The sequence below is a fragment of the Streptomyces sp. NPDC058678 genome, from assembly GCF_042714835.1.
In the GTDB taxonomy this organism is placed as follows: Bacteria; Actinomycetota; Actinomycetes; order Streptomycetales; family Streptomycetaceae; genus Streptomyces.
This window is the reverse complement of record NZ_JBHXSG010000125.1, coordinates 1-12,178: the sequence shown is the minus strand read 5'-3', so window position 1 is coordinate 12,178 and position 12,178 is coordinate 1. Positions and strand designations below refer to the sequence as shown.

Here is a 12,178-nt window from a genome sequence, read left to right as displayed (position 1 = left end):
GCCCTCCCACACCCGACCCGGGGGGGAACGGGTGGCGCCCACAACCCCCCCCCCCCCCCTGTACCGCGGGGGGGGCCCCCCGGTGCTGACACCGGGCGCCCCCTCCGTCGGAGACCCGGGCCTACTCCCCGAGCAGGGCCCGCACCCGCTCCTGCCCGACCGCCAGCAGCAGCGTGGGCAGACGCGGACCGGTGTCACGCCCGACGAGCAGGTGGTACAGCAGGGCGAAGAAGGACCGCTGGGCGGTCTTGATCTCCGCCGGCAGCTCCTTCGGCGTCGCGTCCGCCGCGAACCCGGCCTGCACCTTGGGCACGCCGTACACGAGGTGGGTCAGCCCGTCCAGCGACCAGTGCGAGGCCAGCCCGTCCAGGAGCAGCCGCAGTGACCCCTGCGCCTGCTCGTCGAGGGACTTCAGCAGCTCGGCGTCGGGTTCGTCGCGCACGATGGTCCGCTGGTCGGCGGGCACGTGCGTGTTGATCCACGCCTCGGCCTTGTCGTACCGCGGCCGGGCCTCGTCGAGGGCGCCGATCGGGTGCGTCGGGTCGAGCTCGGACAGGATCCGCAGGGCCTGGTCCTCGTGTCCGGCGGTGATGTCGGCGACGGAGGCCAGGGTCCGGTACGGCAGCGGCCGGGCGGTCCTCGGCAGCTCACCGCCGGCGGTGCCCACGGCACGCGCGTGCGCGGCCACGTCGGCCGGGAGGGCCGACCCTCCCCCAGAGCCAGAAGCCTGGGAGGTGCCCCCAGCGACCTTCGCGTCCAGCTTGTCCCACTCGTCGTAGAGCCGCTGGATCTCCTGGTCGAAGGCGATCTTGAAGGACTGGTTGGGCCTGCGCCGGGCGTACAGCCACCGCAGGAGCTGCGGCTCCATGATCTGCAGAGCGTCGCCGGGGGTGGGCACGCCACCCTTCGACGAGGACATCTTCGCCATCCCGCTGATGCCCACGAAGGCGTACATCGGCCCGATCGGCTGCTTCCCGCCGAAGATCCCGACGATCTGCCCGCCGACCTGGAAGGACGATCCGGGGGACGAGTGGTCGACGCCGCTCGGCTCGAAGATCACGCCCTCGTACGCCCAGCGCATCGGCCAGTCGACCTTCCAGACCAGCTTGCCGCGGTTGAACTCGTTCAGCCGGACGGTCTCGGAGAAGCCGCACGCGGTGCAGGCGTACGTCAGCTCGGTGCTGTCGTCGTCGTAGGAGGTGACGGTGGTGAGGTCCTTCTCGCAGTTGCCGCAGTAGGGCTTGTACGGGAAGTATCCGGCCGACCCGGAGCTGCCGTCGTCCTCGTTGGCCGCCCCCGACCCTTCGGCGGCCTCCAGCTCGGCCTCGTCGACCGGCTTCTGCGACTGCTTCTTGCCCGGGGCCTTCTTGGTCCGGTACTGGTCGAGGATCGCGTCGATGTCCCGGCGGTGCCTGATCGCGTGCAGGATCTGCTCGCGGTAGACGCCGGAGGTGTACTGCGCGGTCTGGCTGATCCCGTCGAACTCGACGCCCAGCTCGGCGAGCGACTCGACCATCGCGGCCTTGAAGTGCTCGGCCCAGTTCGGGTGGGCGGAGCCGTTGGGCGCCGGGACGGAGGTGAGCGGCTTGCCGATGTGCTCGGCCCAGGACCCGTCGACGCCGGGGACTCCGGCGGGCACCTTGCGGTACCGGTCGTAGTCGTCCCACGAGATCAGGTGGCGCACCTGCAGGCCCCGCCGACGGATCTCGTCGGCGACGAGGTGCGGGGTCATGACCTCGCGCAGGTTCCCCAGGTGGATGGGCCCGGAGGGTGAGAGCCCGGACGCGACGACGACCGGTTTGCCCGGGGCCCGACGCTCCGACTCCTCGATGACCTCATCCGCGAAACGGGAGACCCAGTCGGTGGTCTCGGTGCTCTGAGCCACGATCGGCACGTCCTCTTTTTGATGGTGTTCCTGAAGGTTTCACACGGGCAGCCGGTACGGCCGCACGGCTGCCGCTTCATTCTCCCAGACCACCTCGCGCCCAGGAAAACCGCTTTACGCACCGTGGGATACTGGGCGGGCCCACCCATTCCCACAAGGAGAACGGCACCCACTCCTATGGCCCCGGTCACGTCCCTCACCGCTTCCGTCAACCAGCGCCTCGCGTCCGCCCTCTCGGCTGCTCTGCCGGAGGCCGGCTCCGCCGACCCGCTGCTGCGCCGAAGCGACCGGGCGGACTTCCAGGCCAACGGGATCCTGGCCCTCGCGAAGAAGGCGAAGGCGAACCCGCGGGAGCTGGCGACGCAGGTCGTCTCCCAGGTGGTCACCGGTGACGTGATCAAGGACATCGAGGTCTCCGGCCCCGGCTTCCTGAACATCACGCTCACGGACCGCGCGATCACCGAGAACCTGGCCGCGCGGCACGCGGACCCCGACCGCCTCGGGGTCCCCTTCGCCGAGAACCCGGGCACGACGGTCATCGACTACGCCCAGCCGAACGTGGCGAAGGAGATGCACGTCGGCCACCTGCGCTCCGCGGTGATCGGCGACGCGACGGTCCACCTCCTGGAGTTCACCGGCGAGACGGTGGTCCGCAGGCACCACATCGGCGACTGGGGCACCCAGTTCGGCATGCTCATCCAGTACCTGGACGAGCACCCGCACGAGCTGGACCACAAGGACACCCAGGTGTCGGGCGAGGAGGCGATGTCGAACCTCGACCGCCTCTACAAGGCGGCGCGGAGGCACTTCGACTCCGACGAGGAGTTCAAGACCAGGGCCCGCCGCAGGGTGGTCGACCTCCAGGCCGGCGACCCGCACACCCTCGCCACCTGGCAGAGGTTCGTGGACGAGTCGAAGATCTACTTCTTCTCCGTCTTCGAGAAGCTGGACATGGAGGTCCGGGACGCGGACATCGTCGGCGAGTCCGGCTACAACGACATGCTCGCGGAGACCTGCCGCCTCCTGGAGGAGTCCGGTGTCGCGGTCCGCTCCGAGGGCGCCCTCTGCGTCTTCTTCGACGACGTCAAGGGTCCGGACGGCAACCCGGTCCCCCTGATCGTCCAGAAGTCGGACGGCGGCTACGGCTACGCGGCGACCGACCTCTCCGCGATCCGCGACCGCGTCTTCAACCTGAAGGCGAACACCCTCGTCTACGTCGTCGACGCCCGCCAGTCCCTCCACTTCAAGATGGTCTTCGAGACCGCCCGGAGGGCCGGCTGGCTCGGCGACGACGTCAACGCGGTCCAGCTCGCCTTCGGCACGGTCCTCGGCAAGGACGGCAAGCCGTTCAAGACCCGTGAGGGCGAGACGGTGAAGCTGGTCGACCTCCTCGACGAGGCGGTCGAGCGGGCCTCGGCCGTCGTGCGGGAGAAGGCGCAGGACCTCTCCGAGGAGGAGATCGCCGAGCGCGGCACCCAGGTGGGCATCGGCGCGGTGAGGTACGCGGACCTGTCGACGTCGGCGAACCGTGACTACAAGTTCGACCTGGACCAGATGGTCTCGCTCAACGGCGACACGTCCGTCTACCTCCAGTACGCGTACGCCCGTATCCGGTCGATCCTCCGCAAGGCCGGAGAGGTACGCCCCTGCGCGCACCCGGAGTTGGCGCTGCACGAGGCGGAGCGCGCGCTGGGCCTGCACGCGGACGCGTTCGCGGAGGTCGTGGCGGAGGCGGCTGCGGAGTACGCCCCGCACAAGATGGCGGCCTACCTCTACCAGCTGGCTTCCCTCTACACGACCTTCTACGACAAGTGCCCGGTCCTCAAGGCCGAGTCGCCGGAGCAGGTGGAGAACCGCCTCTTCCTCTGCGACGTCACCGCCCGGACGCTGCACCGGGGCATGGCCCTGCTGGGGATCCGGACGCCCGAGCGGCTCTGAAACCCTGAGAACGGGCACGCGGCCCGTCCTCTCCCCCGACGGGAGGACGGGCCGCGGCCTGTGTGCGGGTCAGGTCGGCTCAGCAGCCGATGGCGTTGACGTCCCAGAACGCCGCCTTGGTGGCCGGTCCGGCGATCCCGTCGTCGTTGAGGCCGAGGAAGCGCTGCAGCGCCTTGATCGTGTTGGTTCCGACAACCCCGTCGACGGCACCCGCGTTGTAGCCCGCGCCGTTGAGCATCCGCTGCGCCGCCTTCCAGCTGGTGGTGCCCAGCTGCCCGTCGATCGTGCCGGGGTTGTAACCCACGTCGCGCAGCCAGCACTGCCAGTTCTTGGCCCGGGTCGTGTTCAGACCGAGGTTGTTCACCGCGAGGATGGAGACGCCCTGGGCGCTCACCGCGGCCTCGGCGGCCGGCTGGGGCGCCGCGAAGCTTGTACCCGCAGCCGCCACCGTTCCGGCCGTGAGCCCGACGACGGCGGTGAGGCTGATGACGGTCCTCGTCAACACGTTCGATCGCATGCTTCCCCTTCGGGGTCGTGGGACGGCACCTGTCGTGCCGCCGGCTGACAACCCGAGAGTGGGGGGCGGGCGGCAAGCGCCGCCACAGTCGCCGCGGAAGTGACGTCGTCACGGGATGCCGCACCCGCTGACCTGCGGGGACACCGTTCGGCGGGACGGTTCGGCGGGACGGTTCGGCGGGCGGTGACCGATGCCGTATCGGTGCAGGAACCACGTTCCGATGCAGTCCCGTGGATGCTGATGCAGAATGCGACGGCACAGGGGCCGCTGACCACGCCCCCTGATCATGAACGCGAGTGGGGGGAACATGGCGCGTTGGAAAGCGCTGCCCGAGGAACTCGACCCACGGGTGCGGCAGTTGGTGGTGCGCTTACGCCGGCTGAAGGACCACAGTGGGCTGAGCCTGCGGCAGCTGGGGGCGAAGACGGGGTACAGCCCGAAGTCGTGGGAGCGGTATCTGGGCGGCAGATCGCTGCCACCACCGGAGGCCGTGGAGGCGATGGCCCGGATCGGCGGTGACGATCCGATCCGGCTGCTCGCGTTGCACGAAGTCGCCGCGGAGGCCTGGAGGGACGCACGGACGGACGCGACCGCGCCCGAGGCGGTCGCGGCAGAGCCGGAGATCCTGTCGGCGGGGGCCGAGAGTGCGCGGTCTCCCGGCCGTTCACTGCGCATCGCGCTCGTGGCGGGGGCGGTGGCTCTGGTGCTGGCCGTCTCCTCGGCGGTCCTCCTGGTCGTAGAGCTCAACAGCGGCGACGGCGAAGCGGCGGCGGCCCCTCTCGTCTCGGCCACCGCGTCGGCACCGCAGTCCCCGACGCGGACGGTGCCCCCGTACTCCTGCCGCCTGGAACGGATCGACGGCCGCTGGTACGCCGGCAACAGCCGCACCCAGGACACCGTCCTGGGGGACGGCCACGCCGGACCGGAGGTGGCCGAGGCGCAGTGCCTGCTGCGCAGGGCGGGCTACTCGCCGGGGGGCGTCGACGGGATCTTCGGTCCGCTGACGGAAAAGGCGGTCAAGGGCGTACAGCAGCGGGCGGGACTGGTCGTGGACGGGGTCATCGGGCCGCACACGTGGAAAGCCCTGCGGGGATGACCACACCCTCGCCGGAATGCGCCCCACTGGCCGCCGCGCTGCGGGAGGTGAAGGCGCTGACCGGCCTGAGCATGGCGGGTCTGGCGGCGACAACCCCGTTCAGCAAGTCGTCCTGGGAGCGCTACCTCAACGGCAAGACGCTGCCGCCGCGCGAGGCGGTGCAGGAGCTGTGCCGTGTCGCCGGCGAACCGGACGGACGGTGTCTGGCGCTGTGGGAGATCGCCGAGTCGGAATGGAGCGGGCGCGGCACGGAAGCGCCGCGTACGGACAGGCCGTCTCCGGAGCCGAAGCCATCGCCGGGTCCGTCCCCGATCCCGTCCCCGTCCCCGCAGGAGGTGACGCGTGCCGGTCACCGGGGCGTGGCAGCCGTGGCGGTACTCGCGTCGGTGTGTGCCGTGGCCGTCGGGGGCGTGATGGTGGCCCTCTTCCTGCTGCCGCGCCAGGACGGCGCACCGCGGTCGTCGGTGTCCCCGTCCGCCACCGGGCCGCGCTGTCGGGGACCCGTCTGTGAGGGCAAGAGCCCGATCGACACGTACTGCGCCGCCGCACCGGACACCCTCGTCTCCCACCGCACGGCGACCGGTGCCTGGATGGAACTGCGCTACAGCGAGGAGTGCGGGACGAGTTGGGTCCGGTCGTGGGGGACGCGCGTCGGCGACCGGATCGAGCTGGCGGCGGACGGTCGCAGTGGTCGTGACGGTCGCGTCCGCAGCGCGGCGGTCCGGAACGCCATCGACGCGGGCGCCTACGTCTACACCCCCATGACGGTGGCTCGCCCCGGAACCGTCCTTCAGGTGTGTTTCCAGTCGGCGGCCGGCGGCAAGAAGGAGTGCTTCGACGACCGTGTGAATCGGGCACGGTAGTGGCCGAGAAGGTCACGTTCGTCGGCCTCGTCCGCCACTCCTCGGAACCCCGACGGGCCGACGTTCCAGATCGGTGGGCGGGCGCTGCCGTGAGGTCGAGGGCGAGGTGTCAGTGCCATCCCCTACGGTCACGGGCATGGCGACACTTCCGAACCCCCTCCCGAGGATCGCGTCCCTCGGTCTCGAACTCCCGCCCGGCAGGCTGATCGACACGACGGTCGACGGACCGTGGCACGAACCGCTGCTGTGGTGCGCGGACGGTCCAGCCGCTCCCGGCGCCTGGACCACGTTCCAGCACGCCCGGCGGACGATCGGCCTGCTCCCGGTCATAGTCGACGTCGGAGGGCCTCAAGGCGCCCCCGAGGACTGGGAGCTGATGCCCGACGAGATGTCGTATCCCGGAGATCACGACGCCGGAGAAGTACTGGCCGAGTTCTGGGAGGCCTGCGCGGCGGACGGCGAGGAGTGGCCCGGCCCGGCCGGCGAGCCGGAGACCAGCCGCGCCGCCGACCCGGACACCGTGGCAGCCGAGATCGCCGGCACCCTCCTCGAACCCGGCGGCCCGTACAAGGACCCCCGCCTCGCCCTCGTCCCCGCCCGCCGCAGCGCCGACATCCCCACGGCGATCGGCTGGACGGGCCCGATGAACCACGAGAACGACACGGCCCGCCTCTCCTCCGTCCTGCGCGACTGGGAGGACCGCTTCGGCATACGCGTCGTGGCACTCGGCTTCGACCACCTGCTGGTGTCGGTCGCGACCCCGCCCACGAGGCTCACCGACGCCGAGGCCCTGGCCGCCGAGCACTTCGCCTTCTGCCCGGACAACATCCTGCAGAGCAGGCACCCGACCCTGCCCGGTTACGCCGAGCACCTGATCCTCGACCAGCCGGCCTGGCACTTCTGGTGGGACTGACGGGCACGTCAACCGTGGTACTTGCCGTGCTCGAAGCGAGTGAGCCGGCGGTGGGACCGGCCCAGCGCAAGGACGACGCCGTGCAGCGGTGCCGTGACCGGAACGGTGACCCGGTCACGGCCCACCGTGCTCAGGGCCCGTCGTGGGCCCAGTCCACACCTGTCCGTGCCTCAAGGTCGCCGTCGGCCGCCTCTCGTGCCGCCCGCAGAGGTCGCCGGGCATCGTCACAGCGTGCTCAGGCGCCCGGCCCACCCCGCAACGCGACCCCCAGCCTCCGCAGCCCCTCCCCGATCTCCTCCGGCGTCTGCGTGACGAAGCACAGCCGCAGTGTCGACCGATCCGGCTCACCGGCATAGAAGGGCGCCCCCGGCACGTAGGCCACGTCGTGCCGCACCACCCGCGCCAGCAGCTCCGTCGTGTCGTACGCGGCCGGCAGTCGAGCCCAGAGGAACATCCCGCCCTGCGGCCGACTCCAGGCCGACCCCTCCGGCAGCGCCCGCGCCAGCCCCGCGAGCATGGCGTCCCGCCGTTCCCGGTACACCCCGGCGACCCGCCGGACATGGGCGTCCAGGTCCCGGTCCGCCAGATAGCGGGCGGCGGCGAGCTGGTTGACGGTCGGCGTGTGCAGATCGGCCGCCTGCTTGGCGACCGTACACGCCCGCCGCAGCTCCCCCGGTGCCCGAAGCCACCCCAGCCGCAGCCCCGGCGCCATCACCTTGGAGAAGGAGCCGAGCAGGACCGTACGGTCCTCCGCCCCCGGATACGTGGCGATCCACGGCACCCGCTCACCCTCGAACCGCAGCTCCCCGTACGGGTCGTCCTCGACGATCCACAGCCCCCGCCGAGCGGCGACGGAAGCGATCGCGGCCCGCCGCCCGTCCGGCAGGGTCCGCCCGGTCGGGTTCTGGAACGTCGGCACGGTGTACAGCAGCTTGGGCCGCTCCCGCACCACCAGCTCCTCCAGCGCCGCCGGGTCCAGCCCCTCCTCGTCCCCCGGCACGGCCAGCACCCGCGCCCCGGCGAAGCCGAAGGCCTGAAGTGCCGCCAGATAACAGGGACTTTCGACGAGCACCGTGTCCCCCGGCTCCACCAGCGCGGTGGCGAGCAGGGACAGAGCCTGCTGCGACCCGGTGGTGACCAGGACGTCGTCGGCCTCGGTCGGCAGCCCACGCACCGACATCCGTCCCGCGAGCGCACCCCGCAGTCCCGGCTCGCCCTCGGTGGTGGAGTACTGCAACGCCCGCCCGGGCGCCTGAGCGAGCACCGCCCGGTACGCCTCCGCGATGCCCTCCGCGTCGAACAGCTCCGGCGCCGGCAGCCCGCCCGCGAAGTTGATCACCTCGGGGCGGGCGGTGACGGCGAGGATGTCCCGCACGGCCGATCCGCCGACCGCCCGGGCCCGAGCGGCGAGCGGCGGCACGGGCACCGGCGCGGTTTCTACCTCGGTGACGGTCATGACGGCGGCTCCTTCGACTGCGACGGACTGACCAACAGTGACTCGTGCCGCGCAGCCTAAAGACATACGTGCCGTCTACAAGCAGGTTTCCGCGATACGGACGGAATCAGCCGCCCGCCCCCGGTCAGGCCTTCGCCCCCACCGCCGCGTACACGTTGATGTCGGCGTCCGTCACGTCGGTGATGTCGGCGTACCGCACCTTCTCGATGTCGTCGAGCCCCGCGAGATACGACGCCTCCGGCTGCTCCGGCACCGGCGCCGCGCCGTCCGCCCGCCACCGGTGGGCCGGCACGACACCCGGCTCGAGCAGCTCGAGTGAACTCTCGGCGAAGAACCGCTCGACCTCCCCCTTCGTCCGCAGTACGAAGGTGAACCCGCGCTCGGTGTAGGTCCGTTGCACCGCCCGGATGTTCTCCGCGTTGAGGTCCTCGGTGAGATGACTGAGGACCAGCCGGCTCCCGGAGGGCAGCGCGTCGACGAGTCCGCGCACGATGGGGTACGCCTCCTCGTCTTCCACGAAGTGCAGGATCGCCACCAGGCACAGCGCGATCGGCTGGTCGAAGTCCAGCGTCTTCGCGGCCTGTTCGAGAATCTGCGCCGGGTCCTTGAAGTCGGCGTCGATGTAGTCCGTACGCCCCTCGGGCCCGCTCGTCAGCAGGGCACGCGCGTGCGCGAGCACGACCGGGTCGTTGTCGACGTACACGACCCGCGAGTCCGGGGCGATGCGCTGGGCGATCTGATGGACGTTCTCCGCGGTCGGCAGGCCGGTGCCGATGTCGAGGAACTGCCGGATGCCGTCCTCCTCGGCGAGCGTGTTCACGGCCCGGCGCAGGAAGTCGCGGTTGTGGCGTACGTCGAGGTACCCGCGCGGGTTGGCGCCGAGCGCCGCGGCGGCCGCCTCACGGTCCACGGGGTAGTTGTCCTTGCCGCCGAGGAACACGTCGTAGACACGGGCCGGGTGCGCCTTGGTGGTGTCGATCCTCCTTCTCAGCTCGGCGGGATCCTGGCTGAGGGCGTCACCGGACATCGGCGTCTCCTCGAAGAGTCGGCGGAAGAGAGTCAACAACCTAACTCCCGGCGGCACTTGATGGTGCCCGCCCCCACATTTCCCGACTCCCGGCCGTACGGCGTCCCGCACGGCATCCCGTGACCACGACATCCCCGCAGGTCAGCCCGCGTCCCGTCGCTCCGGCGTCCCGAATTCCCGCCGAACCCTGGCACCCGCCACGGATCACCCCGCACGCTGTTTCCATGCCCGCCCGAATCCGCTGCCTCCTCGTCACCTCCGCCCTCACGCTCCTCGCGCTCGTGCTGACGGGCTGCGAGGACGGAACGGGCGTACGCGACGAGGGCCCGTCGACCGTGTCCTCGACTCCCCCGAAGGCACCCACCCACACACCGCCAACCCGCTGAACAAAGCCGAGAGGCCGCCCGGACAGCCGGGCGGCCTCGAAGCAACAGCGGGGGTCCCGTCAGACGAGAACCGGCGCTTCCTTCGGGTTCGGGCCGAACTTGTTCGCGCCCGACTCGCCCTCGCTGCACAGGAAGACCAGCATCACGATGGCGCCGACGAGCGGGACGAGCCCGATGAGGACCCACCAGCCGGTGCGGCCGGTGTCGTGCAGACGGCGAACCGTGACCGCAAGGCTCGGCAGGAGGATCGCCAGGTAGAAGACAACCGCGATCAGCGGCTGCTTGGTCACGGCGGCGAGGATCGCCAGCACGATGTAGATGATCGCCACGAACAGCGTGTACATCCAGTATTCCTTGCGGCGCGCGCGCCCACTGAACACCGCGTACTTCTTCAGCGCCTCGATGAACCAGCTCATTGCGTCCCCCCAGGGATCGACGTGAGACCCCTCCGAACGGATCAGGCCAGGCGCAGAAGATATGGAGGCTGACGGGGACTCGTCAATTCGTTACAGCTGCCCAGCTCCTGGCCCCGAACCCACCCGCCAACCGCAAAACGCCGCGCCCCCGGCAGTTGTTTTCCGGACAGACCCACAGAAGCTCTCCCCAGGAACCGCGAAAAACCACCAGAACACCATGGACCGCCCCCCGGACGTTCTCCGGAACGAGTTCCAGCCGTAGCCGGACCGATTTCGAACCGTTGCGTCCCAGGGGCGCCCCAGGGCCTCACAACAGTCGCTGCGCGACCTCGGTCGCCCAGTACGTGAGGATGTTCTGCGCACCGGCTCGCTTGATACCGGTCAGCGACTCCAGGATGGCCCGGTCCCGCTCGATCCAGCCCTTCTCGGCGGCGGCCTCGATCATCGAGTACTCGCCGGAGATCTGATAGGCGGCAACAGGAACATCCACGGCGTCCGCCACCCGCGCCAGAACGTCCAGGTACGGTCCGGCCGGCTTCACCATGACCATGTCGGCGCCCTCTTCGAGGTCGAGCGCCAACTCCCGCAGGGACTCCCGCACATTCGCCGGATCCTGCTGATACGTCTTCCGGTCGCCCTTCAACGACGAGCCGACGGCCTCCCGGAAGGGCCCGTAGAACGCGGACGCGTACTTCACCGTGTACGCGAGGACGGCGACATCCTCCCGCCCGATCTGGTCCAGGGCGTCCCGGACGACCCCGATCTGCCCGTCCATCATCCCGCTGGGCCCCACCACATGGGCCCCCGCGTCGGCCTGGACCTGCGCCATCTCGGCGTACCGCTCGAGGGTGGCGTCGTTGTCGACCCGGCCCTCGGCATCCAGCACCCCGCAATGCCCGTGATCAGTGGTCTCGTCGAGACACAGGTCGGACATGACGAGCAACTCGTCGCCCACCTCGGCCCGCACATCCCGGATGGCGACCTGCAGGATCCCGTCCGGATCGGTCCCGGGCGTCCCCAGCGCGTCCTTCTTCGACTCCTCCGGCACGCCGAACAGCATGATCCCGGAGATCCCGGCCGCCACCGCCTCTGCGGCGGCCTTCTTCAGCGTGTCCCGGGTGTGCTGCACCACCCCGGGCATCGCCGCGATCGGCACCGGCTCGGCAACGCCCTCGCGCACAAAGGCCGGAAGGATGAAATCTGCAGGATGCAGCCGGGTCTCGGCGACCATCCTCCGCATGACGGGGGTGGTCCGCAGCCGCCGAGGCCGCGTGCCGGGGAAGGATCCGTACGTCGTCATACACCCACGCTACGCCCGCCCCAGACCCCCCTTTGCCGACGCCCCGTCGGCCCCCGTTCCCGGTCCCGCGCCCGGAAAGGCGTTGGTACGCAGCCCGGCACCAAAGCACGCCACCCCACCGGCACGACTGCCCACAGCCGGCCGGTCGCACCCGCACTCGCGTACGGCGGCAAGGAGCCGTGTCGGGGGGTGTCCGCCCGGGAAGGCGTTGGTACGCAGCCCGGCACCAAAGCACGCCACCCCACCGGCACGACTGCCCACAGCCGGCCGGTCGCACCCGCACTCGCGTACGGCGGCAAGGGGCCGTGTCGGGGGGTGTCCGCCCGCAGCGGTTGGCGCGTCAACACGAGCACCTCTACAGGCAACCGATTCCGCGCCGTT

At 70.7% G+C, this 12,178-nt stretch carries 11 protein-coding genes; 5 read left to right on the top strand and 6 right to left on the bottom strand.

The window, feature by feature from the left end; genetic code table 11:
* Positions 1-121: 121 nt before the first annotated feature.
* Entirely contained in the window at positions 122-1,894 is a 1,773-nt protein-coding gene (gene lysS / locus ACFWWR_RS46995) for a lysine--tRNA ligase (protein WP_383875866.1), read from the bottom strand.
* 168 nt (positions 1,895-2,062) lie between these two features.
* Between lysS and argS the strand changes: the two genes are divergently transcribed.
* Positions 2,063-3,823, top strand: a complete 1,761-nt coding sequence (gene argS, locus ACFWWR_RS46990; protein WP_383875868.1) for an arginine--tRNA ligase — start codon at positions 2,063-2,065, stop codon at positions 3,821-3,823.
* Positions 3,824-3,902: 79 nt separating this feature from the next.
* Here argS and ACFWWR_RS46985 read toward each other — a convergent pair whose 3' ends face one another.
* On the bottom strand, positions 3,903-4,340 hold the full coding sequence (locus tag ACFWWR_RS46985) for a peptidoglycan-binding domain-containing protein (RefSeq protein WP_384310518.1): 438 nt from the start codon (positions 4,338-4,340) through the stop codon (positions 3,903-3,905).
* Positions 4,341-4,647: 307 nt separating this feature from the next.
* On the opposite strand from ACFWWR_RS46985, the gene ACFWWR_RS46980 reads away from it, so the two are divergent.
* The 3 genes from ACFWWR_RS46980 to ACFWWR_RS46970 all read left to right on the top strand — a co-directional run bounded on the left by ACFWWR_RS46980 (position 4,648) and on the right by ACFWWR_RS46970 (position 7,212).
* Positions 4,648-5,436 (top strand): peptidoglycan-binding protein, encoded by a 789-nt coding sequence (locus ACFWWR_RS46980; RefSeq protein WP_384310516.1) that lies wholly within the window; start codon positions 4,648-4,650, stop codon positions 5,434-5,436.
* Positions 5,433-6,299 carry a DUF2690 domain-containing protein gene (locus tag ACFWWR_RS46975; RefSeq protein WP_384310515.1) on the top strand — a complete coding sequence of 289 codons (867 nt, stop codon included), beginning with the start codon at positions 5,433-5,435 and terminating at the stop codon, positions 6,297-6,299. The genes ACFWWR_RS46980 and ACFWWR_RS46975 overlap by 4 nt, the downstream gene beginning before the upstream one ends.
* Positions 6,300-6,435: 136 nt before the next feature.
* The gene (locus ACFWWR_RS46970) at positions 6,436-7,212 is read left to right on the top strand and encodes a DUF4253 domain-containing protein (RefSeq protein WP_384310514.1); all 777 of its coding nucleotides are present in this window, start codon (positions 6,436-6,438) and stop codon (positions 7,210-7,212) included.
* 235 nt (positions 7,213-7,447) lie between these two features.
* Here the strand turns inward: ACFWWR_RS46970 and ACFWWR_RS46965 are convergent, their stop codons facing one another.
* Together ACFWWR_RS46965 and ACFWWR_RS46960 are read right to left on the bottom strand one after the other, a co-directional pair.
* Complete coding sequence (locus tag ACFWWR_RS46965; RefSeq protein ID WP_384310512.1) at positions 7,448-8,668, bottom strand: PLP-dependent aminotransferase family protein; 1,221 nt, start codon at positions 8,666-8,668, stop codon at positions 7,448-7,450.
* 124 nt (positions 8,669-8,792) lie between these two features.
* The gene (locus tag ACFWWR_RS46960) at positions 8,793-9,695 is read right to left on the bottom strand and encodes an SAM-dependent methyltransferase (RefSeq protein WP_383875880.1); all 903 of its coding nucleotides are present in this window, start codon (positions 9,693-9,695) and stop codon (positions 8,793-8,795) included.
* A 224-nt stretch (positions 9,696-9,919) separates the two neighbouring features.
* On the opposite strand from ACFWWR_RS46960, the gene ACFWWR_RS46955 reads away from it, so the two are divergent.
* Entirely contained in the window at positions 9,920-10,081 is a 162-nt protein-coding gene (locus ACFWWR_RS46955) for a hypothetical protein (protein ID WP_383875882.1), read from the top strand.
* Positions 10,082-10,140: 59 nt separating this feature from the next.
* On the opposite strand, the gene ACFWWR_RS46950 is transcribed toward ACFWWR_RS46955, so the two are convergent.
* On the bottom strand, positions 10,141-10,497 hold the full coding sequence (locus ACFWWR_RS46950; RefSeq protein ID WP_383875884.1) for a DUF805 domain-containing protein: 357 nt from the start codon (positions 10,495-10,497) through the stop codon (positions 10,141-10,143).
* Between the two features lie 307 nt (positions 10,498-10,804).
* Positions 10,805-11,797, bottom strand: a complete 993-nt coding sequence (gene hemB / locus ACFWWR_RS46945) for a porphobilinogen synthase (RefSeq protein ID WP_383875886.1) — start codon at positions 11,795-11,797, stop codon at positions 10,805-10,807.
* Between the last annotated feature and the right edge of the window lie 381 nt (positions 11,798-12,178).